The following is a 25,697-nucleotide window of genomic DNA, read 5'->3' as shown; positions in this document are numbered from 1 at the left end:
GCTGATGGACGCAAGCGAGGCGGCACGCGTCAGATGCTTACGGAGAAACGGTAGCCGGTGCCGCGCACGGTCTGCACCAACTCGTCCAGCTTCCACGGTTCAAGCGTCTTGCGCAGTCGTCGGATATGCACGTCGACGGTGCGCTCTTCCACATACACGCTGCCACCCCATACGTGGTCAAGCAGCTGGGCGCGCGAGTAGACCCGCTCGGCGTGGGTCATGAAGAAATACAGCAGGCGATATTCGGTGGGGCCGATCGCGACCGCTTCGTCACCGGCGAACACGCGGTGGGCGGCACCGTCGATGCGCAGTCCGCCCAGCTCGATCACGCCGGAGCCGTCGTCACCCTGGCTGCGTCGCAGCACGGCCTTGATCCGGGCGATCAGCTCGCGGGCGGAGAACGGCTTCACGACATAGTCATCGACCCCCGCCTCCAGGCCATTGACGCGATCCATTTCCTCGCCGCGCGCAGTCAGCATGATGATCGGAATCTCGCGACTGAGCTCCTCCTTGCGCAAACGGCGGGCCAGTTCCAGCCCGCTCATGCCAGGCAGCATCCAGTCCAGGAGGATCAGGTCCGGCACCTGCTCGGAGAGTGCCAGTTGCGCTTCACGGGCATCGGCGGCCTGCATCGCCTCCATGCCGGCCTTGCGCAATGCAAAGGCAATCATCTCGCGAATGGAAGTTTCGTCTTCAACAATGAGAATGCGTTTGTGCACGCGTGGTCTGCCGTAGCGGATGACGAAAGTATTGCAGCGGATCAATGTTACGCGTGGATGACAGTGGCCACCTTATTGCCGTGAGCCACCGTCCGGACGGTCCTCGGTTTTGATCCGCCGTTTGTTCAATTCCATGACCAGCGGGGTCAGTTCGGCGATGCGCGCCTGGATCCGCACGCGTGCGTAGTAGTCCAGGTCTTCCCGCTTGAGCAGGCGCTTGAGCTGTTCCATCGCATCATAGGGTCGTCCCGAGTAATAGCTGGCATCCGCGAACGCTTCGCCGGCGCGCACGCTGTCACCGGCCTTGTCACTGGCGCGCGCGTAGGTGCTGTAGATCTCCGGTTCGCTGGCGTTGTCCAGCAACGGCCGCAGCATGTTGGCGGCGAGGCGGGCCTGATCCTTGTCACCGCCAGCGGTCAGTGCGTCTGCATAGGCCAGCGCGACCGCGCGATTGCGCGGCGACCCGGTGTTGAGTTCGGCGTAGATCGCAAGCGCCTGTGCGCGTTGCCCGGCTTGCAGGCGCGCATCGGCCAGGGCCAGTTTCAGAACAAGGTTTTCCGGATGGCTTTTCAACAGCGGCTGCAATTGATCGATGGCCAGCGTGCCGCGGCCACTGCGGGTCAGCGCCAGGGCGAAGCCATAGTGATTTGCCGGCGTGTCGAAGCCGTGTTGTGCATGCAGGCTGGAGGCGTAATACGTGGCCATGCGGGTGGCGTCGCCCGCCAGCACGCGGACGCGCTCCCGCATCAGTGCATAGTTATTCAGCTTGTCGGGGCGACTCGGCGCCAGCAGGGTCGTCGGATCCTTCACGAAGGCAATCGGTGCGGTGCTTTTCTCCCATTGCTGGCGGTCCAGCACGCTGGTGCTCGCGCGCTGTTTTTGCGCGGCAATCAGCGCACCGGCGCGGGCCTTGGCATCGCTGATGCGGGCCGTGGTCACCGGGTGCGTCTGCAACAATGCGGGCACGTCTTCGCCGCCGGCGCCGGCACTCAATACATCCTGCATGCGCTGGAAGAAGCCGGCCATGGCGTTGGGGTCGAAGCCGGCCTTGGATAGGGTCTGGATGCCGACCCGGTCGGCTTCGATCTCGTCCTTGCGGGTGAAATTGATCGACTTCTGCGCGAGCAGGCCCTGGCCGCCGGCAAGTACCGCGATGGGCGCGTCCCCGCTGTGACCGCTGGCGCCTGCCGCGATCGCACCTAGCAGCACCAGCGCCATCAGGGGGGCGTCCTTCTTCGAATCCTCGAAGGCACGCTGCAAGTGGTTCTGGGTGATGTGGCCGATCTCGTGGGCGATCACGCCGGCCAGCTCGCTTTCGTCGCGGGTGATCGTCATCAGGCCGGAGTTCACGGCGATGTAGCCGCCGGGTGCGGCGAACGCATTGATTTCCGGGTCCTTGACGATGAAGAACGAGAAATGGTCCTTGGGCTTGTCACTGCTCGCCACCAGCCGGTAGCCGAGGTCGTTGATGTAGTCATCCAGCAGCGGATCGTCGACCACCATGTTCAACGCGCGCATCTGGCGCAGCATGGACGCGCCGTAGTCCTGGGCTTCGCTGGGCGAAATCAGGGCATTGGCGGAACTGCCCAGATCGGGCAGGCGCACGTCCTGCTGGGCACTGACGGTGCTCGCCAGCGCGGCGCAGAGCAAGGTGGTGAGCAGTCGGAGCGGGGGGCGTGGTGCCATGGTCATAGGTTCGGCGACAATAGCATTGTGACCATGCCGACCTGCGTCGGTTCATCATGCCGTCTGGTTGAGGTGGCGGCGCGCACCCCCATCTGATGGGGATCCTATTCCTTGTTGCGGAGCGTTCAATGTCCAAGATCGAACTCTATTCGACGGCCGTGTGTCCCTACTGCGTGTCGGCCAAGAACCTGCTGAAGTCGAAGGGGCTGGAGTGGACCGAGGTACGCGTGGACACCGATCCGGTGCAGCGCGCGGCTATGCTGGCGCGCAGCGGCGGGCACCGCACGGTGCCGCAGATCTTCATCAACGATCAGTTCGTGGGTGGCTATGACGAACTGGTGGCCGCCGACCGCAGCGGCAAGCTGGCGCAAATGCTGGAGCAGGGCGCATGAGCGACAAGCTTGCCGAATTCAGCGCGTTTCGCCAGCGCATGAACGAGCGCATCCTGGGTGAGGACAATCAGGTCGTTCGCCGCTTCTTTGCGCTTGATACGCAGACCTACAAGGCCGGCGCGCTGGACGTCAAGACCAAGGAGATGCTGGGCCTGGTGGCATCCATGGTGCTGCGTTGCGATGACTGCATCAGTTATCACGTGGCGCAGTGCAAGCAGGCCGGTGTACAGCGCGATGAGTTCTTCGAGGTGTTCAGCGTCGGGCTGGTCGTCGGTGGCTCGATCGTGATTCCGCACTTGCGTCGGGCAGTGGACCTGCTCGATCAGCTTGAATCCGGCGACGCCGACGAAAGCGGAGCCTGCGTCGATCACGCGTAAGCCGTGGATGCGGCTTTTCGCAACGCTGCGTGCGAGTATTTTCAACGCCTTGCGCGGTGCAGCCCTGTTCGCGTGAGGCCACATGGGCGATAATTGAACGGTTTCAGACGGCGCTTCCCCCTCGATGCGCCGTCTGCTCGATAGCCCGTTTCAAGGAGTTTCCCCATGAGCAAGACGATTGCCGTGATCCCCGGCGATGGCATCGGCCCGGAGATCATGACTGCCACCCTGCGCGTGCTCGACGCGCTGGACTGTGGCCTGACCTACGATTTCGTCGACGCCGGCATGGTCGCGCTGGACAAGCACGGCGACCTGCTGCCGCAGGCCACGCTGGACAAGATCGCCGAGCACAAGGTGGCCCTGAAGGGACCGTTGACCACGCCCATCGGCGGCGGCTTCACCTCGGTCAATGTCACCCTGCGCCGTCACTTCGACCTGTACGCGAACGTGCGCCCGGCGGTGAGCTTCCCCGGCACCAAGTCGCGGTACGAAAACATCGACATCATCACCGTGCGCGAGAATACCGAAGGCGCCTATCGCTCCGAGGGTCAGACGCTGTCCGAAGATGGCGAGATCGCCGAGTCGGTGGCCCGCAATACGCGCAAGGGCAGCAGCCGGATCGTGCGCTATGCGTTCGAACTGGCGGTGAAGAAGGGCCGCAAGAAGGTCACCGCCGTGCACAAGGCGAACATCCTGAAGACCAGCTCGGGCCTGTTCCTCAACGTGGCGCGCGAGATCGCCAAGGAATATCCGCAGATCGAGTTCAACGAGATGATCGTGGACAACACCTGCATGCAGCTGGTGATGAAGCCCGAGCAGTTCGACGTGATCGTCACCACCAACCTGTTCGGCGACATCCTGTCCGACCTGTGCGCGGGTCTGGTCGGTGGCCTCGGCCTGGCGCCGGGCGACAACATCGGCGAGCACGCGGCGATCTTCGAGGCCGTGCATGGCTCGGCGCCGGACATCGCAGGCCGCGGCATCGCCAACCCGTGCGCGCTGCTGCTGGCAGCGGCCGACATGCTCGACTACCTGGACATGGTGGCCAAGGGCGACCAGCTGCGCCAGGCGATCCGCGCCACCATGACCGACGACCGCGACAGCGTCACGCCGGATATCGGTGGCAAGGGCAGCACCAGCAGCTTCGCCGATGCGCTGGTGAAGCGTATCAAGGGCTGAACATCCGGCCTTGAAAATGCAAAAAGCCGCGGCAGTCAGCCGCGGCTTTTTTCTTGGCGCCGCCAGTCAGTGTTTCGCGGGCTGATACGTGCCCGGCACGCTCTGGAACGGGATCGCGATGCGGTTCCACGCGTTGATCAGGATCACTGCCATGTTGAGATCACCCAGCTCCTTTTCGCTGAACTGGGCGCGCGCCTGCTCGAAGACCTCGTCAGTTACGCCATGGATCGGGTCGAGCCGGGTGACCGCCTCGCACCAGGCCAGCGCGGCGCGTTCGCGATCGCTGTAGAACGGCGCCTCGCGCCATGCCGGCAGCACGTACAGGCGCTGCTCGGTTTCGCCGGCGGCGCGGGCGTCCTTGCTGTGCATGTCCATGCAGTAGGCGCAGCCGTTGAGCTGGGACGCGCGCATCAGCACCAGTTCGATCAGCGGCCGCTCAAGGCTGGTGGTTTGCAGATACTTGCCCAGCGCGAACAGCGGCTTGATGGCGTCCGAGGCGGGGGCAGAGGATTGACGGGATGACATGGAGAACTCCTTGGGGTGAGCCCGGATGGGCCGTTCAATGCAAGGACGCAGAGCTCGTGGATTTCGTGACAGCGGCCAGCCGGGCCAGCTTTCCGGGATGGCGCAGGGCGTGGATCGTGCTGATCCCCGCGCCGTCCTCATCGATCCAGCTGGCTGATATCAGGCTGTCGCCCTGCCAGCTGAGCAGCGCCGGTGCGCCGTTGAGGTGATGAATTTCGTGGCGCACGCCATCGGCTTGCTGATGCCGCGCGATCTGCAGATACAGCCGGGCCAGCCGTTCGGCACCATGCAGTGGATGCAGGGTGGCCGTGACCAGACCGCCGCCGTCGGAGATGTGCACGGCGTCTTCGGCGAACAACGCCCGCAGGTTGTCCAGATCCGGTTGTCGCAAGGCTTCGGCGAAACGCTCCAGCAAGCGGTATTGCCGGCGGGCATCGGGCGCACCGTGGCGTGGCCGCGCCTCGCGCAGGCGTTGTTTCGCACGATGCACGCGCTGGCGACAGGCGTCCTCGCCGATGCCGAGCATAGCTGCCGTTTCGGCGTGGCTGTAGTCGAACACTTCGCGCAACAGGAAGGCCGCGCGTTCCTCGGCGCTGAGCCGCTCCATCAGCAACAGGAAGCTGAGCGTGAGGCTTTCCGCTCGCTCCACCTGAGACCCGGGTTCATCGGCCTCAGCCAGCAACGGCTCGGGTAGCCAGGGGCCGGGATAGTGTGCGCGCTCGGTTTTGACGCGGCGCAGCCGATCCAGCGCGAGCCGGGTGGTGACCGTCACCAGCCAGGCTTCCGCGTCGTCCAGCGTCGTGGTGTCCTGCGCATGCCAGCGCAGCCAGGCGTCATGCAGCACGTCTTCCGCATCACCGGGCGTGCCGAGCATGCGGTAGGCCAGTCCGAAAAGGCGCGAACGGTGCTGCTGGAACAAGGCGGTCTGCGGATCCATGGTGTTCTCCGTTGAGGCGTCCTGATCAAGGACGCACGGCGGTCACCGGATGTGACAAGTCAGCGAAACAGCGGCCACGGTGCCAGGAAAATCAGCCAGACCAGCAGCGCGATGCCCACATACTTGCCGGTTTTGTACAGCGTCCGGTGGCGGCGCTTGAACTCGGCCTTCCAGCGGTGCGAGGCGCCCTTGCGCTGACTCATCGCGTACAGGCGATTCACGAAGCCGGTCTTTTCCGAGCCGCCGTCGCTGTTGGGCGAAGCGGTGATCTTGCCCATGAACGCGCCCACGCGATGGTTGATCGCGCTCATCCAGCGTGTACGCAACGGGCGTTCGACGTCGGCAAACAGGATCACCCGGGTCTGGTCGGTCTTGTTTTCCACCCAGTGCACGAAGGTTTCGTCGAATACCACGTCCTTGCCGTCGCCCCAGGCATGTTCCTCGCCGTCGACGAAGATGCGGCAGTCGCGCGAGTTCGGCGTGATCAGGCCCAGGTGGTAGCGCAGCGAGCCGGCGAACGGATCGCGATGCGGATTGAGTTTGCTGTTCGGCGCCAGCGTGGCGAACATCGCCGCCTTGATGCCGGGGATGGCGTTGAGCAGCTCGACCGTTTTCGGGCACAGCGCCTCGGCCGAGGCCAGCGGCTCGCCGTACCACTTCAGGTAGAAGCGCTTCCAGCCTTGCTTGAAGAAGCTGTTGAAGCTGGCGTCGTCGTTCTTCGCGGCGGCGCGGATATGGCCGTCGTCGAACAGCTGCATCGCCTCGTCACGGATGGTCTGCCAGTTCGCCTGCAGCAGATCCAGTTGCGGGAATCCGCGGCGGTCGAGGATGGGCCGCGCCGGCACGGCCGAGAAGGCATACATCAGCAGGTTGTACGGCGCGAAGATCGCCGAATGATCGACCAGTTGGCGATCGAAGCGCAGCCGCACGCGTCCGCGCAGGTGCACCAGCAGCACGCACAGCGCGAAGAAGACGAACACGGCGAGCAGAACGAGGCGGGCGGTGAAGATCATGACGGTGGAGGCAGCCGTGGCAGAGCAGTCAGGAAAGTCATTCTACTCGTTTGCCGGCGGCGACTTCGCCGCCCCATGACCTTGTCCGCTCTTCCCGGGCGGCATGCGCCCGGCTTGGCCGGCAACGGTGCTTCAACTTCGCTTGCGGCGCGGTTTCAGCGTAAACGGAGAAGCGGCGGATCGGCTTCAGAAAAGCGTCTTCGGCGCCGCTCAGCTCCCATGGGCGAAGCCGAGCGCCGCCCCTCGCTCGAAGGGGCGGCGGTAGGCGTCTCGCGCTTTCCGAATTCCGAATCCCCGGCCTACAACGACTCGGCCGCGAAGTCGGCGAGCCGGGATCGCTCGCCGCGACGCAGGGTGATGTGTGCGGAGTGATCCCAGTCCTTGAAGCGATCCACGGCGTAGGTGAGGCCGGAGGTGGTTTCGGTGAGGTAGGGCGTGTCGATCTGCTCGACGTTGCCGAGGCAGACGATCTTGGTGCCCGGGCCGGCGCGGGTGACCAGGGTTTTCATCTGCTTGGGGGTGAGGTTTTGCGCTTCGTCGATGATCAGGTATCGGCTGAGGAAGGTTCGGCCGCGCATGAAGTTGAGCGAGCGGATCTTGATGCGCGAGGCGAGCAGGTCGTTGGTGGCCTGGCGACCCCAGCTGCCGCCATCTTCGGGATTGGTGAGCACTTCGAGGTTGTCGGTGAGTGCCCCCATCCACGGCGTCATTTTCTCTTCCTCGGTGCCGGGCAGGAAGCCGATGTCTTCGCCCACCGAGACCGTGGCGCGGGTCATGATGATCTCGCGGTAGCGTTGCTGGTCCATCACCTGGGCCAGTCCGGCGGCCAGCGCCAGCAGGGTCTTGCCGGTGCCGGCATTGCCGAGCAGGGTGACAAAGTCGATGTCCGGATCCATCAGTGCATTGAGCGCGAAATTCTGCTCGCGATTGCGCGCACCAATGCCCCAGACGTGATGATTCGCGTGGGAATGGTCATCCAGCAGGACCAGCGTGGCACTGGCCTCGTCCAGATGCATCACGCGCAGTTCGACCGCGTTCTCGCCCGGCAGATACAGGCACTGATTCGGATGCCAGTCGTCTTCCTCGCGTCGGTTCACCTCGTAGAACGTGCGTCCGCGCTCGGTCCACGAGCGCACTTCCGGATGCAGGTTCCAGAAGTCCTCGGTCAGCTCGGCAGAACCGGTATAGAGCAGCGAGAAATCGTCCAGCGCGCGATCGTTCTCGTAATCCTCGGCGACGATGCCGTTGATGCTGGCCTTGATCCGGAGGTTGATGTCCTTGGTGACCAGAATGACATCGCGACCGGGGTTCTGGTCGCGCAGCTCGATCACCGCTGCGAGGATCTGATTGTCGGCCTTGCCGTGGCCATTGCTGCTGGTGCGGTGCTGGAAGTACAGGCGTCCCACCGATCCGCCACGCTTGAGCTTGATGCCCTGCGGATTGCTCAGTTCCAGACCTTCGGCCAGATCATGCTGCTTGCCCAGTTCAACCAGTTCGTTGAGGAAACGGCTGACCTGGCGTCCATTGCGCGAAACCTCCGAGGCGCCTTTCTTCTTTTCGTCCAGTTCCTCCAGCACAGTCATCGGGATGAACACGTCGTGTTCCTCGAAACGGAACAGCGACGTCGGATCGTGCAGCAGGACGTTGGTATCGAGAGCGTAGATGCGCTTGCTTCCGGTCATGCGGAAGTGTCCTCACTGGTGGGTGGAAGGTGCGTATTGAAGCGGTTGTTTCCGGTCAGGCAGCGGGAAGGGCTTCGAGCACGGCCCGCGCGTGGCCGGGAACTTTCACGCCTCGCCATTCGGCTGCCAGCTTGCCGTCGGGATTGATCAGGAAGGTACTGCGCACGATGCCCATGAAACGTTTCCCGTAGAGCATTTTTTCGTGAATCACGTCGAACGCGCGGCACCAGATTTCATCCGGATCGGAAACCAGCGGGAATGGCAGCTCCTGTTTCGTGGCAAAGTTGGCGTGTGATTTTTGCGAGTCGCGCGACACGCCGACAATTTGTGCGTTGCGCTTGCGGAAAGTCAGGTAAAGATCACGAAAATCCTTCGCTTCGGTGGTGCAGCCGGGTGTTGAATCCTTCGGGTAGAAATACACGACCACCCATTGGCCCTTGAGGTCGGCCAGCTTCAATTCGCTGCCATCTCCGGTGAGGCCTTTCAGTGCGGGCAGTTTTTTGCCGATCTCGGGCATGAGCGCTCCTGCACGACATGGCAATGTCGTGACGTTTGAGGGTAGTGAAGGGGGATGTTGCGAAGGTCGTGGACTCGACCACGGCGACGCGATCTGTCGTGCCAGGAAGGAACGGGATGAATCGACAAGCTGGTTGCAATGCAACGGTCCTCTGGCGAACTCACGCCCACAGACTAGCGCGGGTGGCTTGCCGACGAACAGTCCTTGTCAGGGCAGTGTGATCGCGCGATGCTCGGCGGATGTCGCGGCCTCAGAATTTCACTGGATCCATGATCGCGTCGAGATTCATGCCGTCGCACAGTTCCAGGAAGTCGTCGCGCAACGCGGCAATATGGATCTCCGCCGGGATACCGATGGTGATCTGCGCCTGGAACATCTCCGCGCCGGTCTGCATGGCCAGATAACGAGTCGAATTGAGTTGCTCCACGCTGATCCCGTGCTGGCTGAAGAAATCCATGATGCGCGCCACGATGCCCGGGCGGTCGGCCGCCACGACCTCGACAAGATAAGGCAGCAGGTGTGAGCTGTTCTCCCGGGGGCCAGTGCGGTAATGCACCAGGCGCAGGCTCTCGTCGCGTGTCAGTTTGGCCAGGGCCGTTTCCAGTTTGGCCAAGGCGTCCCAGGCACCGCTGGCCTGCAGCATCAGGGAGGTTTCCGTGCCAATCGTGACCACCCGCGATTCAGACAGGTTGCAGCCCGCGTCGGCGATGCGCTTGGCCAGCGCGAGCAGGGGCGAACGGGTCGAGGTGGTAAGCGCGTGGATCAGCAACTGGTTGTCGTTGCCCGAGCGTGCGGAGCCGGAGGAAGATTTCAAGGAGGCCTGCCTGCGTAACGTCAACCGCGTGGTGCGGAACGGTGAGACTACTCCCTCTGAGCTTACTTGCCCGGCTCGCGAGGCGGCAAGTAACATGCGTGGCTTGCCTTGCAGTGGAATCGAGTCTTGAACATTCGTGGAAGCATTTGTGCGCTGGCCACCCCTTTTTCGGCGGACGGGGCCCTCGATCTGGCGGCCTTCGGTCGTCTGCTCGATTACCAGCTCGCGGGTGGCACGCAGGCGCTGGTGGTGGCTGGTTCCACGGGCGAAGCGCACATGCTGGAGCACGACGAATTCGATCGGCTGCTGGCGTTCGCCGTCGAGCGGGTGAGCCGAAGGGTGCCGGTGATTGCCGGTACCGGCGAGGCGGGCACGGCCAAGACCGTGGCATTGACCCGACGCGCCGCGGCGCTGGGTGCCGATGCCGCGCTGGTGGTTGCCCCTTACTACGTGCGGCCCACCCAGGAAGGGATGCGTCTCCACTTTCTGGAAGTGGCCGAACACGGCGGGCTGCCCGTGCTGCTCTACAACGTATCGGTCCGTACCGGATGCGACATTCTGCCGGAAACGGTCGCGGTCCTGCGTGACCACCCGGCCATCATCGGGATCAAGGAGGCGCGTGGCGATCGGGAGCGCATTTCAGCGCTGGCGGAACTTGTGCGCCCGGATTTCGTCTATCTGTCCGGCGACGACGGTACGGCGGGGCAGGCGATGCTCGCTGGCGCTGCAGGCACCATCTCGGTGGTAGCCAATCTGGTGCCCCAGGCGTTTCGTGCCTTGTGCGATGCGGCCACCGGTGGAGACCAGGCGGGCGCGGCACGCTGTCATGCCGCGCTGGAGCCGTTGATCGAGGCGCTCAACTGCGCGCCGAACCCGATCGCGGTGAAGGCGGGGTTGCCTGTGCTGGGGCTGGGACTCGCCCTGCCGAGGTTGCCGCTGGTGGAACTGAACGACGGTCCGGATCGCGCCCGATTGCACCAAGCGCTGTCCAGTCTGGCATCCTTGACGACTGCGGCCGGCTGACGGTTGCCTGACTTACCTTACGGAATCCGATTACATGAAGAAAACTTCGCTCCTCGTGGCCTTGCCGGCCGTGGCTCTCAGCGGCCTGCTGCTCTCCGGCTGCGGTGCATTCCGTTCGCACAAAGCTTGGGACACCGCGCTGCAGGAGGCCCCGCTGGAAATTCCGCCGACGCTTGACCGGCCCTCCACTACCGAGGCCCTGGTGATTCCGCCCCCGGGTGCCAACCAGGCCACCACCAGCGGTGCCACGGCCCGGGTGGGCTCGGCGAACGGCCAGATCAGCGATGGTTTCGTGCTCGCGGACAATGCGGACAACACTTATCGCCGTGTCGGCCAGGCACTGGAAGGTGGCAGTCTCGGCACGGTGGTGGCTCATGACGACGCCGCGCACAGCTATACGCTGAATGTCTCCGACGCCATTGCCCAGCAGAGCAAGAAGGGCTTCTTCGGCCGCATGTTCGGACGCGACAAGAGCGGTTCGCTGCAGGTGCCCGGTGCCGGATCGCACCAGGTGCAGGTCAGCATCAACGCCAGCGGTGTCAGCGGCAGTGAAGTGCGTGCCACCGGAAATCCGGCAGCAGTGAGCAAGGTGGTCGATACCCTGAAGTCACGCCTGGGCGGCTGAGCCCGGTTTGGCGAATGAAAAACGCCGCCCTCGGGGCGGCGTTTTCGTGTCGGGGACCATCGTTGCGTGATCAGCGTTGCAGCAAGTCCAGCTTGCCGGGCTTGCCTTCCCAGTCCTTGGCGTCGGCCGGGGCGTCCTTGCGTTCGGTGATCACCGGCCAGTCTTTGGCCAGTTCGGCATTCAGCGCCACCAGGGCTTCCTGGCCGGCGGGCACGTCGTCTTCCGGATAGATCGCGTTGATCGGGCACTCCGGCTCGCACAACGTGCAATCGATGCACTCGTCCGGATCGATCACCAGGAAATTCGGGCCTTCATGAAACGCATCGACCGGGCAAACCTCGACACAATCGGTGTATTTGCACTTGATGCAGTTGTCGATGACGACGAAGGTCATAGGGGCCGTTCAGCAAGGTGGAAGGTGGGGGCTCTTGTGAAGAGTGCGACGGTGGACGGCCGCTTCTGATCCAGCCAGTGATCCCGCGCCTCGGCGTTCGAGACCCTTCCTCACAAAGGCAATCATGGAGGACTGCGCAAGTAAATGGTGCTCCCTACGAGACTCGAACTCGTGTTCCCGCCTTGAGAGGGCAGTGTCCTAGGCCACTAGACGAAGGGAGCGTTATACAGCGAGGCGCGCTAGTATAGCGGAATTGTTTCGCTCGGCAATGCTTGCCGTGCATCTGCTTGCGTTGCCTGAAACGGTGCTCGCCGATTGCACGTGTCCGGCGCCACGCGGGACGGTCCGCGGCGCCGCGCGCCGCGATATATTGCCACCGACGGGCAACTTCGCCCCGCAAGGATTCCGACCGCTTGAATCTCCAATCAAGGACCGACGCCACGCCGACGCTGCGGATCATTCCGCGCGACCAGCACATCATTTCGCGCAAGAACATCAGCAAGGCGGCGTTGCGCGTGCTTTACCGACTCAACGAGGCCGGGCACACCGCCTACCTGGTCGGCGGTGCGGTGCGCGACCTGCTGCTGGGGTTGCAGCCAAAAGACTTTGACGTGGCCACCGATGCCACGCCGGACGAAGTGAAGAAGCTGTTCCGCAACTGCCGCCTGATCGGTCGCCGCTTCCGGCTGGCCCACGTGGTGTTCGGTCCGGAAATCATCGAGGTCGCCACGTTCCGTGGCACCGGCGAGGAGGGCGGCGAGGGCGATCGTCACATTGTCGATGGTCGCATCGTGCGCGACAACATCTGGGGCACGATCGAGGAGGACGCGATCCGTCGCGACTTCCGTGTCAACGCGATGTATTACGACATCAGCGATTTCTCGGTGCGCGATTACGTCGGCGGCATGCAGGATCTGCAAGACCGGATGTTGCGCCTGATCGGCGATCCGGACGTTCGCTACCACGAGGACCCGGTGCGCATGTTGCGCGCGGCCCGGCTGGCGGCAAAGCTGGACATGAAGATCGACGCTCCCGCGATGGCTCCGTTCGAAAGCCTGGGGCCGCTGCTGGCGGATGCCGCGCCGGCGCGCCTGTTCGATGAATCGCTGAAGATGTTCCTCTCCGGCAATGGCCTCAAGAGCTTCCGCATGCTGGAACATTGCGGCTTGCTCAAGTTCCTGTTTCCGGCCACTGCCCGCGCACTTCGCCGCGGCGATGACGCACTGCGTTCGCTGGTCGAGAACGGCCTTGCCAACACCGACAGCCGCATCGCCGAAGGCAAGTCGGTGACCCCGGCCTTCCTGTTCGCCGTGTTGTTGTGGGGCGAGGTGCGCGACGTGGCGCATCAGTTGATGGGGCGTGGCGTGGAGAGCAACGAGGCGTGGGCGCAGGCGGCGGCCCGAGTGGTCGGCGAACAGTGCCAGCGGGTGGCGATCCCGCGCCGGTTCACTTTCACCATGGAAGAAATCTGGTCGCTGCAGCCGCGTTTCGAACAGATCCAGCGCAAGCGCGTATTCCGCCTGATGACCCATCCGCGCTTCCGCGCCGCGTTCGACTTCCTGCTGTTGCGGGCTGACGAATCACCGGCCATGCGCGAGCTCGGGCAGTGGTGGGCACATGCGCAGCAATTGCCGCAGGATGTGCTGGCATCGGCATTGCCGGCCGGCGGTGGCGGCAATGACCACGTTCCGGCACCGGTCGCGGCCAAGCCGCCGCGTCCCCGTCGGCGTCGGCGCAAACCGGGCAATAAATCGGGCTCCGCATGACCCTGGCCTACGTGGCGCTGGGCAGCAATCTCGGCGATCCGCGGCAACGTGTGCTCGACGCGATGGAAGCGCTGGCCCAATTGCCGACTACCCGGGTGCTGCAGCGCTCACCGTTGTATCGCACGCCACCGTGGGGCGTGCTGGAACAACCGTCGTTCGTCAACGCGGTAGTGGAGCTGGATACCGACCTGTCGCCGCATCATTTGCTGGACGAGTTGCTGGCCATCGAACTGCGGGCCGGCCGGGTGCGCGCGGAGCCCAACGGACCGCGCACGCTGGATCTGGACCTGCTGCACGTCGACGGGGTCGTTCTGGATGACTCCCGGCTGACCCTGCCGCACCCGCGCATGACCGAACGCGCCTTCGTGATGTTGCCCTTGTGCGACATTGCGCCCACGCTGCGCCTGTCCGGGCAGGATACCGTGTCAAGCCAGCTGGCCCGGCTTGATGTGGCGGGCTGTGAACGCGTGGCTTGAGCCATCCACATGGCACGCCGGATAATCGGCGGCCAAGCATCTTTCAGGAATTGCCGTGTACGTGCAGAACGCCAGTGTCCCCGACCGCAAGCCGGTGACCGTGCCAGGCTTGCTTGCGATGAAGGCCGAGGGACGGCGCATCGTGATGCTCACTGCCTACGACGCGAGTTTTGCCTGGCAGCTGGAGTCGGCCGGCGTGGATATTGCGTTGGTGGGCGATTCGCTGGGCATGGTGATACAGGGGCATCGCAGCACGCTGCCGGTGACGCTTGACCAGATCGTCTATCACACGAGTGCCGTGGCACGCGGGCTGTCCGCCACGATGCTGGTGGCGGACCTGCCGTTCATGGCGGATAGGGACGTTGCCCATGCTCTTGAGGCAGGCGCGCGGCTGGTGGGCGAGGCGGGCGCGGCGATGGTCAAGATCGAGGGTGCGGCACCGCATGTGCTGGAAGCGATCGCTGCGCTGTGCGCGCGGGCGATTCCTGTTTGCGCGCACTTGGGGCTGACCCCGCAATCGGTGCACAAATTCGGTGGCTTTCGCATCCAGGGGCGTGAGCAGGCTGCGGCCGATCGTGTGCTCGACGAGGCGCGAGCGGTGCAGGAAGCTGGTGCGAGTCTGCTGGTGATGGAAGGCGTGCCGGTGGAGCTCGGTCGACGCGTGACCGAGGCAGTGTCGATCCCGGTGATCGGCATTGGCGCCGGCCCGCATTGCGATGGCCAGGTGCTGGTGCTTCACGACATGCTCGGCATCACCCCGGGCAAACGGCCGAAGTTCAGCAAGGATTTCCTGGCCGGGCATGACTCGGTGGCGGCCGCCATCACCGCCTACGCCGAGGACGTACGCAGCGGCGTGTTTCCTGCCCCCGAGCATTGTTTCAACTGACCCCGATTTCCACCGAGCTGACGAGTCGAGCCCCATGCAGACCGTACAAGACATCCCGGCATTGCGCGCTGCCATCCGCGGCTGGCGCACGCAAGGCCAGACGGTGGGTTTCGTGCCAACCATGGGCAACCTGCATGCCGGCCACCAGTCGCTGATCAAGCTGGCGCGCGCCCGCACCGAGCGAGTCATTGCCAGCGTGTTCGTCAACCCGACCCAGTTTGGCCCGAACGAGGACTACGACCGCTATCCGCGCAGTCTGGTGCAGGATCAGGCTGCATTGGCGGAAAGTGACTGCGACCTGCTGTTTGCACCGGAAGTCGCCACGATCTATCCGTTCGGTCCGGAGCAGAGTGTCAGCGTGCGGGTACCCAGGATCACCGACACGCTGGAAGGCGCTCACCGGCCGGGTCATTTCGACGGCATGGCCACGGTGGTGTGCAAGCTGTTCAACCTGGTGCAGCCGGATGTGGCGGTGTTCGGCCAGAAGGATTTCCAGCAACTGAAGGTCGTCGAGCGAATGGTCCGCGACCTGGGCCTGCCGGTGAAAGTGATGGCGGCGCCGATCCTGCGCGCCGACGATGGCTTGGCACTCAGTTCGCGCAATCAGTATCTGAGCGTCGAGGAGCGGGCGCGTGCGCCGTTGATCCAGGACACCCTGCAGAAGATGCGGGTAATGGTGGCGCAGGGGCATCCGTGGCAGGCCGTCGAACAGACCGCGACGGCGCGCTTGGCGCGCGCAGGCTTCATCCCTGACTACGTGGCCATACGGCGCGCCGAGGACCTGGCCGAGCCCGTCGATGGCGAGACGACCGGGCTGATTGCGCTGGTGGCGGCACGACTGGGCAAGACCCGGCTGATCGACAACTTGCTGTTCGACTGAGGCGTCCGCATATCGCGGTCACGGTGCTGATGTTGCGATGCAGCGTCCGCAGTTCGATAATGACCGACTTTGCAGGCTGATCCTGCTGGAAACAAAGATTCCCATGCACCTGAACATGCTCAAGGCCAAGATTCACCGCGCCACGGTGACCCACGCCGAGTTGCACTACGAAGGCTCGATCGCGATCGACGGACTGCTGCTGGACGCCTCCGGCATCCGCGAGTACGAGCAGATCCACGCCTGGAACGTCAACAGCGGCCAGCGTTTCGTGACCTATGCGCTGCGCGCCGAGGAAGGTTCCGGGATCATCTCGGTCAACGGCAGTGCGGCCCGCAGTGCGCAAACCGGCGACATCATCATCATCGCTGCGTTCGTGCAGCTGGCCGAGGCCGAGCTGGAGGACTACCAGCCGACCTGCGTCTACGTTGCTGCCGGTCCGGGCAACCACATCAGTCACACCAACCGCTCCATCCCGAAGCAGATGGCCGACGCCTGAGCGTCAGTGGCGCTGCTTCGCCAGCGCCCATGCCACGTGTTCGCGCACGATCTCCGAAGGGTGGTCGGCGCGAGCCTGGAGTGCCTCGATCACGGCGGTTGAGCCCGGTGCGTTGCCCAGCGCCACCGCGATATTGCGCAACCAGCCTTCATAGCCCGTGCGGCGAATGGCCATGCCTTCGGTGCGCTTGAGGAATTCATCCTCGCTCCAGGCGAACAGTTCGACCAGTTTTGCGCCATCCAGGCTGTGTCGGGGCGCGAAGTCCGGCTCCGTGGTGGTCTGTGCGAACTTGTTCCACGGACACACCAGCTGGCAGTCATCGCAGCCGAAGATGCGGTTGCCCATCGGCGCGCGCAGATCTTCCGGGATGCTGCCCTTGAGTTCGATGGTCAGGTAGGAAATGCAGCGTTTGGCATCCAGTCGATACGGGCCGAGGATCGCCTGGGTCGGGCAGATCTCGATGCAACGCGCACAGGTGCCGCAGTGCGCGCTGGCGGGTTCATCCACCGGCAAGGGCAGGTCGGTGTACAACTCGCCGAGAAAGAAATACGAGCCCGCATTCCGGTTGATCAACACGGTGTGCTTGCCGATCCAGCCCATGCCCGCGTTGCGTGCCAGCGCTTTCTCCAGCACCGGCGCAGAGTCGACATAGGCGCGATAGCCGAAGTCGCCGACCACGCCCTGAATCCGCTCGGCCAGCTTTTGCAAACGGCTGCGCATCAGCTTGTGGTAATCGCGACCCAGCGCGTAGCGCGAGACATAGCCGGCCTCCGCGTCATTCAGCACCGCCCAGGCGTTCGCCGTGCCGGGCGGTATGTAGTCCATGCGTACCGAAATCACGCGCTGCGTACCGGGCTCCAGTTCCGCCGGCCGGGTGCGCTTGGTGCCGTGGCGCGCCATGTACTCCATTTCGCCGTGATGGCCGTGATCCAGCCAGCTCAGCAAGTGCTGTTCGTCGTCACCCAGCTGGGTGCCACTGATGCCGGTGTCGGCAAAACCCAGTTCGCGCGCCCAGCGCTTGATATCGCGGGCGAGGACGGTGTAATCGGGTGCGGAGGGGCTGTCGGTGCGGAACATCTGCCTATTGTAGGTGCGCCGCATGCCTATAATTCGCGCATGCCTGCCCATTCCCACAGCCGCAACCTGCACACCGTCGAACAGTTGCGTGCGATCGAGCAGGCGGCACTGTCGTTGCTGGGTATTTCCGGGCTCGAGTTGATGCGCCGCGCTGCCAGCGCGGCACTCGGCAGCCTCCAGCGCCATTGGCCGCAAGTGCGGCGCATAGCCATTCATTGCGGGCCCGGCAACAACGGCGGTGACGGCTTCCTGCTCGGCGTGCTGGCGCGCGAAGCCGGGCTGCAGGTGGAGCTGGTGACGCTGACCGCCGCCTCGCATGGCGATGCGGCCACGGCACGCTCGGCATGGGTGTCCGCTGGCGGGCAGGTGCTGCCGTGGAATGCCGACGCTGTCTTGCCCGAGGCCGAACTGCATGTGGATGCGCTCTACGGTATCGGGCTCAATCGCGCTCCCGAGGCCATGCCGGCGCACCTGATCGATGCGATCAACCGCAGCAATCGTCCGGTGTTGGCGCTCGACGTGCCCAGTGGTCTGGATGTCGATACCGGCACTTGCGCCGGTGCGGTGATCCGCGCCGATGTCACGGTGACCTTCCTTGCCGGCAAGCGCGGCCTGCATACCGGCCGTGCCGCCGATCAGGTCGGCAAGCTCGAGCTGGCTACTCTGGGCGTGCCGGACCGCGCCTGTGCCGCTGCATCACCCGATGCGCATCTGCTGCTCGCCGACTCGATGCCGCCCCGCCACCGCTACGCCAACAAGGGCAACTATGGTCACGTTCTGGTGATCGGCGGCGACCACGGCATGACCGGGGCGGTGCATCTGGCCGGTGAGTCGGCGCTGCGTGCCGGCGCCGGCCTGGTCAGTGTGGCCACCCGTGCGGCCCATGTGTTTGCGCTGAACGCCGCTCGACCGGAACTGATGGCGCACGGTGTCGACGGACCGCAGGCGCTGGACGCACAACTTGAACACGCCAGCGTGCTGGCGCTGGGTCCGGGGCTGGGACAAGCTGCCTGGGGGCATGCCCTGTGGCTGACCGCGCTGGATGCGAACAAGCCGCTGGTACTCGATGCGGACGGGCTGAACCTGCTGGCGCGCGAGCCCCGGCAATTCACGACGTCGACGGTGTTGACGCCCCATCCGGGCGAGGCCGGGCGGTTGCTCGGCGTGCCCACCGCAGCGGTAGAGCAGGATCGATTTGCAGCGGTGCGCGAACTGGCGCGGCGTTACCATGCGGTTGTGGTACTCAAAGGGGCCGGTACCCTGATCGCGGATCCGGATGGGCGTCTGGACGTCTGTCCGTGGGGCAATCCCGGCATGGCTACTGGTGGCATGGGTGATTTGCTTACCGGCATCGTGGCCGCATTGCTGGCGCAGGGTTGCAGTGCCTGGCAGGCCGCCTGCATGGGCGTGGGTCTGCACGCACGGGCCGGCGACTGCGCAGCGCGACAGGGCGAGCGTGGCTTGCTGGCCAGTGACCTGCTGGCTCCGCTGCGGGCACTGGGCAATGGCATGGCGGGTGACGAACGTGAGCACGATTGAGTCTGCGGATGCGGCATGGGACTGGGCGCTTCCCGACGAAGCCGCCACGGCCGGACTGGGTGCCCGGGTGGCCAAGTCGCTGGACGACGGCCTGGTCATCTACCTGCATGGCCCGCTCGGCGCCGGAAAAACCAGCTTTGCCCGGGCCTTGCTGACCACCCTGGGTGTGGGCGAGCGGGTCAAAAGCCCTACCTACAGCCTGGTCGAAGGTTACGCGGCGCGGGATCGTCCGGCCTGGCATCTGGACTTGTACCGGATCGCCGACCCGGGTGAGCTGGAGTGGCTGGGTCTGGATGCGTTGGCTGATCCGGCTGCCGTCGTGCTGGTCGAATGGCCCGAGCGCGGCGTGGGCGCGCTGCCGGCCGCCGATGTGGAATTGAACCTCGCCTACAAGGGCAGCGGGCGCCACGCATCGCTGCGTGCACTCAGCCAGCGAGGCGAACGACTGCTGCGCAGGATCGCCAAGTAATTATTTCTGTTGGGAAAACGCACCAGGCGAGCCATTCAGGGAAGGACTCGTGTGGAAAGCGCGAGTTGCGCCCGATAACTTGAGGTCACCTGACGAATAGTCTGCAGGTTATGGATATTCAAAGGAAAAGCCCTTGCAATACGCTCGCGGCTGCGTTTCAATGCGGAGCATGAGGGCTTACCTGAACAACCGGATCGGCTGGTGTGCCGTCGCGATCGCGGCGACCCTGCCTGTGGGCGCGGTCAGCGCGGCGCAGTTGAAGAACGCCCGCGTATGGGCGGGCCCGGAGTACACCCGGGTGGTGCTGGATGCGTCCGGCCCGCTGCAGTACAAAATCACCCAGAAGAACGGACAGGTGCTGGTCGAGTTGCCTGGCAGCACCCCGAGCGGTGATTTTTCTGATCCGTCGGCGCAAGGTCTGTTTCACGGGATGAGCCATTCCCGACTCGGTGACGGCATGCAGCTCACCGCCAAGGTCGATCCGGCGAGTCAGCTGAAAAGCTTTCTGTTGAAGCCAACCAAGGATGGCAACTATCGGTTGGTGATGGACTTCTACCCGGGTAGCGCCAGCGCTGCCGGCAGCGTGGCCGCAGCCAGCGCGCCAGCCGCGAAGTCGACGGTCGTGCCCGCAGCGGTACCCGCCGCCGCGACGCCCACTGTCAGCGCGACCTACAACAATCCCACGCACAGTCGCCGCGTGGCGGCCGAGCAGGCCGCGGCCATGCTCAATGGCCAGCGTCAGGTAGTCGTGGCCATCGACGCCGGCCACGGCGGCAAGGACCCCGGCTCGCACGGGCCCGGCGGCACGCTGGAGAAAAACGTGACGCTGGCTGTGGCACGCGAACTGGCGGCAGAAATCAACCGCCAGCCGGGCATGAAGGCGGTGCTCACCCGCGACAGCGATTTCTTCATTCCGCTGACGCAGCGCTACAAGATCGCACGCGAAAACAATGCCGATCTGTTCGTCTCGATTCACGCCGATGCCTTCACCAGCGGTGACGCCAAGGGTTCGTCGGTGTGGGTGTTGTCGCCGCGCGGCAAGACCAGTGAGGCCGCGCGCTGGCTGGCCGATCGCGAGAATCGCGCCGACCTGATCGGCGGCACGTCGCTGGACGACAAGGACGACAGCCTGGCCAAGGTGCTGCTCGACCTGCAGCAGGGTTGGGCGATGCAGGCCAGCGACGTGGTCGCGGGCAACGTGCTCAAGGCGCTGGCAGGACTGGGGCCGACCCATCGCGGTTATGTCGAGCGCGCGAACTTCGTGGTGCTGCGCTCGCCTGACGTGCCGTCGATCCTGGTCGAGACGGCGTTCATCAGCAATCCCACCGAAGAACGCAAGCTGCGCGATCCCGCTCATCAGAAGCAGCTCGCCGAAGCCGTGATGGGCGGCGTGAAGAATTATTTTGAATCGACTCCGCCGCCGGGAACATGGTTCGCGGCCCAAGCCGCTCGCCGCAATGGCGTGCAGCTCGCTTCCCGTGGTTCGAGTGCGGGCAAGTCGACAACCCCGGCGACCTCGTCCGCGCATGACGTGCACAAGGTCGGTCGTGGTGAAAGCCTCAGCAGCATCGCGCGCCAGTACGGCGTCAGCGTCGGCGCGTTGAAGAACGCGAACCAGATGAACAGCAACACGGTGCATGCCGGTACCACGCTGACCATTCCCGCGGGCTGATTTTCGCGTCAGCGTCGGCAGCGTTCGCTGTTAAAGTTGGCGGATGACGGTCATTCGCCTGCTTCCCCCCGAACTTATCAACCAGATCGCCGCTGGCGAGGTCATCGAACGCCCGTCGTCGGTGGTCAAGGAATTGGTCGAGAACAGTCTCGATGCCGGCGCCACCCGCATCGAAGTGGATATCGAGGCGGGCGGCGCGCGATTGATCCGCGTACGCGATGACGGCGTTGGCATCCACGTCGACGAGCTGCCGCTGGCGGTGGCCTCGCATGCGACCAGCAAGATCGGCAGCTTTGACGATCTGGAACATGTCGCCAGCATGGGCTTCCGCGGCGAGGCGCTGGCCTCGGTATCGTCAGTGTCGCGCTTCGCGTTGACGTCGCGCGCGCGCGACCAGGCCACCGCGTTCCGCATCGAGGTCGACGGCGGCAAGCTGCAGGCGGCGCGCCCGGCGCAGCATCCGCCCGGTACCAGCGTCGAAGTGCGCGACCTGTTCTACAACGTGCCGGCGCGACGGAAATTCATGCGCGCCGAGCGCACCGAATTCGCGCATATCGACGATCTGCTGAAGTCACTGGCGCTGGTCCGCGGCTCGGTTGAGTTCCGGCTCAGCCACAACGGCAAGCCGGTGCGCATCTGGAAGGCTGCGCGCGATCAGCAATCGCAGCTGCAACGCGTGGCTGAAGTCCTCGGCGACGAATTCCCCGCGCAGAGCCTGCGCATTGATCACGCCGCGGCCGGCCTGCATCTTTCGGGTTGGGTCGGCCTGCCGACCGCGTCGCGTGCGCAAGCGGATTCGCAGTATTTCTACGTCAATGGCCGGCTGGTGCGTGATCGCATCGTGGCGCATGCGGTACGCCAGGCCTATGCCGACGTGCTGTTTCACGGTCGGCACGCGGTGTTCGTGTTGTATCTGGAACTCGATCCGGTCGGTGTCGACGTGAACGTGCATCCGGCCAAACACGAAGTGCGCTTTCGCGAGCAGCGTCTGGTGCACGATTTCCTGTTTCGCACCCTGCACGAAGCCCTGGCGCAGACGCGTGCCGGGCTGGGCACGCTGCCTGCGGCGGAGTCGATGCCGCTGTCGACGTCGACCCAGGCATATGCAGGGGCCCCGGCGGCTTCGTATGCCGCCGCATGGCCCAGCGCATCCAGCCAGAGTCGGCTCGGCCTGGGCACCCGGGAAGAGCCGCTGGCCGACTATGCGGCGCTGCTGGGGGCGGCGTCTTTCGCGCCGGCGGCGCCGACGCTGTTGCCGGAATCGGTCGAAGGCGAGGCGCCGCCACTGGGTTTCGCCATCGCGCAGCTGAAGAGCATTTTCGTGCTGGCCGAGAATGCGCACGGCATGGTGTTGGTGGACATGCATGCAGCGCACGAGCGGATCACCTACGAGAAGCTGAAGTCCGGCCGCGTCGGCAGCAACCTGCGTTCGCAGATGTTGCTGGTGCCGTTGAGCCTCGCAGTCAGCGCAAAGGAAGCTGCCGCCGCCGAGGAGCATGCCGAAGCATTGGCGGAATGGGGGCTGGAACTGTCACGCAGCGGCCCGGCGACGATCGTGGTGCGGCGCATTCCCGCGTTGCTGGAAGGGGCCGACGTGGCCCAGCTCAGCCGCGACGTGTTGTCCGAGCTGGCCCAGCACGGCAGCTCCCGGCGGCTGCAGGAGTTCGAGAACGAACTGCTTTCGACCATGGCCTGTCATGGTTCGGTGCGCGCCGGTCGGCGCCTGACGATCCCCGAGATGAATGCGCTGTTGCGTGAAATGGAGGCAACCGAACGCTCCGGACAATGCAATCATGGGCGTCCGACCTGGATCCAGCTGAGCCTGGCCGAACTCGACAAATTGTTCATGCGCGGTCGTTGAGGCGCGTGCGGAAATGTTCTGCCGGAGATCGTTGATGATACGTACGAGTTTTTTGATTGCTGCCGCCATTCTGGGAGTTGCTACCGTGCAAGCCGCCGACATCGACAATTACAAACATGACATCGAGCAGTGGCATGCCGGTCGGGTCGAGCGACTCACCGCGGCCGATGGCTGGCTCAGTCTGATCGGGCTGGAGTGGCTGAAGGAAGGCGCGAACCGCGTTGGCAGTGCGTCGGACAACGACATCGTGCTGACCGCGGGTCCGGCGCATCTCGGCGTGGTGACGCTGGCCGCGGATGGCGACATGCGGATCGCGCTGGATCAGAACAGCCATGCCACAGTCGATGGCAAATCGGTGAACGAGGCGGTGCTGGTGGACGATGTGCATGCCGCCAAGGATGCGTCGCCGACCAAGGTGGCTTTCGGCACTGCGAGCTTCTATGTGATCGATCGTGATGGCCGCAAGGGTCTGCGGGTGAAGGACAGCGAGGCACCTACGCGCAAGCATTTCCTCGGCATCGACTCCTTCCCGATCGACCCGTCTTGGCGGATCGAGGCGACCTGGGTGCCGGCGCAGCCGGGCGAGACGCTGGAGATGGCTTCGGTGATCGGCACCATCGACAAGTCGCCGGTACCGGGCAAGCTGGAATTCACCCGCGACGGCAAGCACTTCGAGCTGCTGCCGATCATCGAGGAGCCGGGTGACACGCAGTATTTCATCGTGTTCGCCGACCGCACCAGCGGCAAGGAAACCTACGGCGCGGCGCGTTTCCTGTACATCGATCCGCCGAAGGACGGCAAGGTCGTGCTGGATTTCAACAAGGCCTACAACCCGCCGTGCGCCTTCACCGGCTTTGCCACCTGTCCGCTGGCGCCGCCGGAGAACCGGCTGGACCTGCGCGTGACGGCCGGCGAGAAGAACTATCGTGGCTCGCATCACTGAGTGGGGCGCGCGAGTCGCGCTGGGTCTGCTGACCGCATTTCCGCTCCATGCGGCCACGGCCGGCTACACCGCCACCGTGGAGCAGGCACGTGCCCGGCGCGTCGAGCAGCTCCGGCGGGCGGACGGCTATTTGACGCTGACGGCCTCGGGCTGGCTGCAGCCGGGGAGCAACAGCGTGGGCACGGCCGCCGACAACCGCTTCGAGATCCCGGGTGCTCCCGCGCACCTGGGTACGCTGGAGCTGGCCGCTGACGGACAAGTCACCCTGCACCTTGCTGAGGTGGCAGGTATCACCATTGACGGGCATCCGGCGTCGAGTGCGAGTGTGTTGCGTACCCAGGGCGACGACGGCAGGCAGAAGCCCAGCCGGGTCGGCTTCGGCAGCAGCTACCTGTACGTGATCGAGAACGGCGCACAACGCGGCCTGCGCGTGAAGAACAATGCGGCGCCGCTGCGCACGCATTTTCCGGGCTTCGACTATTTCCCGATTGATCCGTCATGGCGGATCGAGGCCGACTGGGTGCCCTTCCATCCGCCGCACAGCTTGAAGATGGCCTATGTCACCGGTACCGAAAGCGAGACGCCGATCGCCGGCAAGGCGGTGTTCCGGCGCGATGGCCACACGTACGAGCTGTTGCCGATCGACGAGGACGGCAAATTGTTCTTCGTGTTCACCGATCGCACGGCGGGGAAGCTGACCTACGGCGGCGCCCGCTTCCTGTACGCCGAGGCGCCGAAGAACGGCAAGGTATTGCTGGATTTCAATCTGGCCGAAAACCCGCCGTGCGCGATCACGCCGCACGTGGTGTGCCCGCTGGCGCCGCCGGAGAATCGACTGAAGCTGTCGGTCACCGCCGGCGAAAAGAAGTTCCGCGGACACGACCTGCCCGAGATGAATCACGGGCGGTAGCGATCAGCGTCCCTTGAACTCGGCCTTGCGCTTCTCCAGGAACGCCGTGGTGCCCTCGCGCATGTCCTCGGTGGAGAACGCCAGGGCGAAACCTTGTGTCTCGAATTCCAGCCCCTGGTCGATGCCGGTTTCTCCACCTTGCAGCACGGCGTCGAGGATTCCGGCCGCGGCCAGCGGAGCGGCGGCAGCCAGCTGATCGGCCAGCGCGTTCACCGCCTCGTCCAGCGTTTCCGGCGTCACTACCCGGGTAATGATACCCAGCTCATAGGCGCGCTGTGCGTTGATCACCGCGCCGGTCAGGCACATTTCCAGGGCGGCGCCGCGGCCGGCCAGTCGCAAGAGGCGTTGGGTGCCACCAAAGCCGGGGATCAGGCCGAGGTTGATTTCCGGCTGGCCGAATTTCGCCTTCTCGCTGGCCACGCGCAGGTGGCAGGCCATCGCCAGTTCCATGCCGCCACCGAGCGCGAACCCCTGGATGCGTGCGATCACGGGCTTGCCGAGACGTTCGATCGACGTCATCAGGCGTTGGCCGGTGCGCGAGAAGCCTTGCGCCTGGGTCGGGGTGTAGCCGTTCATCTCGGCAATGTCGGCGCCGGCGACGAAAGCCTTCTCGCCGGCACCGGTCAACACGACCGCGCGCACCGCGTCGTCCTGCGCGGCCTGCGCGAAGGCGATGGTCAGTTCATTGAGGGTGTCGCGATTCAGTGCATTGAGCTTGTCGGGACGGTTGACCACGATCGTGCGCACCGCGCCGCGGTTGCTGACTTCCAGGTTGCGATAGGCCATGAACGACTCCCGATGGATGCAAAAGCACGATGGTAGCAGCGGGAACCTTTGCC

At 64.7% G+C, this 25,697-nt stretch carries 27 protein-coding genes and 1 tRNA gene; 16 read left to right on the top strand and 12 right to left on the bottom strand.

Features of this window, described 5'->3' with window-relative positions; translation table 11 throughout:
* Nucleotides 1–29: 29 nt before the first annotated feature.
* Nucleotides 30–719 carry a phosphate regulon transcriptional regulator PhoB gene (phoB, locus tag ACVWWQ_RS04435; protein WP_133949668.1) on the bottom strand — a complete coding sequence of 230 codons (690 nt, stop codon included), beginning with the start codon at nucleotides 717–719 and terminating at the stop codon, nucleotides 30–32.
* 72 nt (nucleotides 720–791) lie between these two features.
* Nucleotides 792–2,411: a M48 family metalloprotease gene (locus tag ACVWWQ_RS04430; protein ID WP_133949670.1), complete on the bottom strand. Its 1,620-nt coding sequence runs from the start codon at nucleotides 2,409–2,411 to the stop codon at nucleotides 792–794.
* 122 nt (nucleotides 2,412–2,533) lie between these two features.
* Between ACVWWQ_RS04430 and grxC the strand changes: the two genes are divergently transcribed.
* From grxC to ACVWWQ_RS04415, 3 genes are all read left to right on the top strand, one after another.
* Complete coding sequence (gene grxC, locus ACVWWQ_RS04425) at nucleotides 2,534–2,797, top strand: glutaredoxin 3 (protein WP_099651732.1); 264 nt, start codon at nucleotides 2,534–2,536, stop codon at nucleotides 2,795–2,797.
* Nucleotides 2,794–3,174, top strand: coding sequence for a carboxymuconolactone decarboxylase family protein (locus tag ACVWWQ_RS04420; RefSeq protein ID WP_133949672.1), 381 nt, complete (start codon nucleotides 2,794–2,796; stop codon nucleotides 3,172–3,174). Before grxC ends, ACVWWQ_RS04420 begins: the two co-directional genes overlap by 4 nt.
* Before the next feature lie 165 nt (nucleotides 3,175–3,339).
* Complete coding sequence (locus ACVWWQ_RS04415; protein WP_133949674.1) at nucleotides 3,340–4,353, top strand: isocitrate dehydrogenase; 1,014 nt, start codon at nucleotides 3,340–3,342, stop codon at nucleotides 4,351–4,353.
* Between the two features lie 66 nt (nucleotides 4,354–4,419).
* Here the strand turns inward: ACVWWQ_RS04415 and ACVWWQ_RS04410 are convergent, their stop codons facing one another.
* The 6 genes from ACVWWQ_RS04410 to ACVWWQ_RS04385 form a co-directional block, all read right to left on the bottom strand.
* A complete protein-coding gene (locus ACVWWQ_RS04410) occupies nucleotides 4,420–4,878 on the bottom strand; it encodes a carboxymuconolactone decarboxylase family protein (protein WP_133949676.1) in 459 nt (152 codons plus the stop codon).
* Between the two features lie 34 nt (nucleotides 4,879–4,912).
* Nucleotides 4,913–5,815 (bottom strand): sigma-70 family RNA polymerase sigma factor, encoded by a 903-nt coding sequence (locus ACVWWQ_RS04405; protein ID WP_133949678.1) that lies wholly within the window; start codon nucleotides 5,813–5,815, stop codon nucleotides 4,913–4,915.
* 59 nt (nucleotides 5,816–5,874) lie between these two features.
* On the bottom strand, nucleotides 5,875–6,828 hold the full coding sequence (locus ACVWWQ_RS04400) for an aspartyl/asparaginyl beta-hydroxylase domain-containing protein (RefSeq protein WP_133949680.1): 954 nt from the start codon (nucleotides 6,826–6,828) through the stop codon (nucleotides 5,875–5,877).
* A 299-nt stretch (nucleotides 6,829–7,127) separates the two neighbouring features.
* Nucleotides 7,128–8,510: a PhoH family protein gene (locus ACVWWQ_RS04395; RefSeq protein WP_133949682.1), complete on the bottom strand. Its 1,383-nt coding sequence runs from the start codon at nucleotides 8,508–8,510 to the stop codon at nucleotides 7,128–7,130.
* 55 nt (nucleotides 8,511–8,565) lie between these two features.
* Entirely contained in the window at nucleotides 8,566–9,027 is a 462-nt protein-coding gene (locus ACVWWQ_RS04390) for a peroxiredoxin family protein (protein WP_133949684.1), read from the bottom strand.
* Nucleotides 9,028–9,277: 250 nt separating this feature from the next.
* Entirely contained in the window at nucleotides 9,278–9,841 is a 564-nt protein-coding gene (locus tag ACVWWQ_RS04385) for a glycine cleavage system protein R (protein WP_208321605.1), read from the bottom strand.
* Between the two features lie 126 nt (nucleotides 9,842–9,967).
* Between ACVWWQ_RS04385 and dapA the strand changes: the two genes are divergently transcribed.
* Both dapA and ACVWWQ_RS04375 read left to right on the top strand, forming a co-directional pair.
* Nucleotides 9,968–10,864, top strand: a complete 897-nt coding sequence (gene dapA, locus ACVWWQ_RS04380) for a 4-hydroxy-tetrahydrodipicolinate synthase (RefSeq protein WP_133949686.1) — start codon at nucleotides 9,968–9,970, stop codon at nucleotides 10,862–10,864.
* A 34-nt stretch (nucleotides 10,865–10,898) separates the two neighbouring features.
* Nucleotides 10,899–11,489 carry a hypothetical protein gene (locus ACVWWQ_RS04375; RefSeq protein WP_133949688.1) on the top strand — a complete coding sequence of 197 codons (591 nt, stop codon included), beginning with the start codon at nucleotides 10,899–10,901 and terminating at the stop codon, nucleotides 11,487–11,489.
* Between the two features lie 70 nt (nucleotides 11,490–11,559).
* Here the strand turns inward: ACVWWQ_RS04375 and fdxA are convergent, their stop codons facing one another.
* Complete coding sequence (fdxA, locus tag ACVWWQ_RS04370) at nucleotides 11,560–11,883, bottom strand: ferredoxin FdxA (RefSeq protein ID WP_099651743.1); 324 nt, start codon at nucleotides 11,881–11,883, stop codon at nucleotides 11,560–11,562.
* A gap of 145 nt (nucleotides 11,884–12,028) precedes the next feature.
* Nucleotides 12,029–12,104, bottom strand: a tRNA-Glu gene (locus ACVWWQ_RS04365).
* Between the two features lie 192 nt (nucleotides 12,105–12,296).
* Between ACVWWQ_RS04365 and pcnB the strand changes: the two genes are divergently transcribed.
* The 5 genes from pcnB (at nucleotide 12,297) to panD (ending at nucleotide 16,387) form a co-directional block, all read left to right on the top strand.
* Nucleotides 12,297–13,649 carry a polynucleotide adenylyltransferase PcnB gene (gene pcnB, locus ACVWWQ_RS04360; protein ID WP_133949690.1) on the top strand — a complete coding sequence of 451 codons (1,353 nt, stop codon included), beginning with the start codon at nucleotides 12,297–12,299 and terminating at the stop codon, nucleotides 13,647–13,649.
* Entirely contained in the window at nucleotides 13,646–14,125 is a 480-nt protein-coding gene (gene folK / locus ACVWWQ_RS04355; RefSeq protein WP_133949692.1) for a 2-amino-4-hydroxy-6-hydroxymethyldihydropteridine diphosphokinase, read from the top strand. Before pcnB ends, folK begins: the two co-directional genes overlap by 4 nt.
* 55 nt (nucleotides 14,126–14,180) lie before the next feature.
* Nucleotides 14,181–15,011: a 3-methyl-2-oxobutanoate hydroxymethyltransferase gene (gene panB, locus ACVWWQ_RS04350; protein WP_133949694.1), complete on the top strand. Its 831-nt coding sequence runs from the start codon at nucleotides 14,181–14,183 to the stop codon at nucleotides 15,009–15,011.
* A 34-nt stretch (nucleotides 15,012–15,045) separates the two neighbouring features.
* Entirely contained in the window at nucleotides 15,046–15,891 is an 846-nt protein-coding gene (gene panC, locus ACVWWQ_RS04345) for a pantoate--beta-alanine ligase (RefSeq protein WP_133949696.1), read from the top strand.
* Nucleotides 15,892–15,994: 103 nt separating this feature from the next.
* Complete coding sequence (panD, locus tag ACVWWQ_RS04340) at nucleotides 15,995–16,387, top strand: aspartate 1-decarboxylase (protein WP_099652455.1); 393 nt, start codon at nucleotides 15,995–15,997, stop codon at nucleotides 16,385–16,387.
* 3 nt (nucleotides 16,388–16,390) lie between these two features.
* Here panD and queG read toward each other — a convergent pair whose 3' ends face one another.
* A complete protein-coding gene (gene queG / locus ACVWWQ_RS04335) occupies nucleotides 16,391–17,488 on the bottom strand; it encodes a tRNA epoxyqueuosine(34) reductase QueG (protein WP_133949698.1) in 1,098 nt (365 codons plus the stop codon).
* Between the two features lie 15 nt (nucleotides 17,489–17,503).
* Here queG and ACVWWQ_RS04330 point away from each other — a divergent pair, with 15 nt between their 5' ends.
* The 6 genes from ACVWWQ_RS04330 (at nucleotide 17,504) to ACVWWQ_RS04305 (ending at nucleotide 24,858) form a co-directional block, all read left to right on the top strand.
* Nucleotides 17,504–19,003, top strand: coding sequence for an NAD(P)H-hydrate dehydratase (locus tag ACVWWQ_RS04330; RefSeq protein ID WP_133949700.1), 1,500 nt, complete (start codon nucleotides 17,504–17,506; stop codon nucleotides 19,001–19,003).
* Nucleotides 18,990–19,472 carry a tRNA (adenosine(37)-N6)-threonylcarbamoyltransferase complex ATPase subunit type 1 TsaE gene (tsaE, locus tag ACVWWQ_RS04325; RefSeq protein ID WP_133949702.1) on the top strand — a complete coding sequence of 161 codons (483 nt, stop codon included), beginning with the start codon at nucleotides 18,990–18,992 and terminating at the stop codon, nucleotides 19,470–19,472. The genes ACVWWQ_RS04330 and tsaE overlap by 14 nt, the downstream gene beginning before the upstream one ends.
* A gap of 169 nt (nucleotides 19,473–19,641) precedes the next feature.
* Nucleotides 19,642–21,144, top strand: a complete 1,503-nt coding sequence (locus ACVWWQ_RS04320) for an N-acetylmuramoyl-L-alanine amidase (RefSeq protein ID WP_133949704.1) — start codon at nucleotides 19,642–19,644, stop codon at nucleotides 21,142–21,144.
* Between the two features lie 43 nt (nucleotides 21,145–21,187).
* Nucleotides 21,188–23,005, top strand: a complete 1,818-nt coding sequence (gene mutL, locus ACVWWQ_RS04315) for a DNA mismatch repair endonuclease MutL (protein WP_133949707.1) — start codon at nucleotides 21,188–21,190, stop codon at nucleotides 23,003–23,005.
* Between the two features lie 34 nt (nucleotides 23,006–23,039).
* Nucleotides 23,040–23,948 carry a DUF1684 domain-containing protein gene (locus ACVWWQ_RS04310; protein WP_133949709.1) on the top strand — a complete coding sequence of 303 codons (909 nt, stop codon included), beginning with the start codon at nucleotides 23,040–23,042 and terminating at the stop codon, nucleotides 23,946–23,948.
* Nucleotides 23,932–24,858 (top strand): DUF1684 domain-containing protein, encoded by a 927-nt coding sequence (locus tag ACVWWQ_RS04305; RefSeq protein WP_133949711.1) that lies wholly within the window; start codon nucleotides 23,932–23,934, stop codon nucleotides 24,856–24,858. The genes ACVWWQ_RS04310 and ACVWWQ_RS04305 overlap by 17 nt, the downstream gene beginning before the upstream one ends.
* Before the next feature lie 3 nt (nucleotides 24,859–24,861).
* Here ACVWWQ_RS04305 and ACVWWQ_RS04300 read toward each other — a convergent pair whose 3' ends face one another.
* A complete protein-coding gene (locus ACVWWQ_RS04300; protein WP_133949713.1) occupies nucleotides 24,862–25,644 on the bottom strand; it encodes an enoyl-CoA hydratase-related protein in 783 nt (260 codons plus the stop codon).
* Nucleotides 25,645–25,697: the final 53 nt, after the last annotated feature.

Source organism: Rhodanobacter sp. TND4EL1, from assembly GCF_054061035.1.
This window is presented reverse-complemented; position numbering and strand designations above follow the sequence as displayed.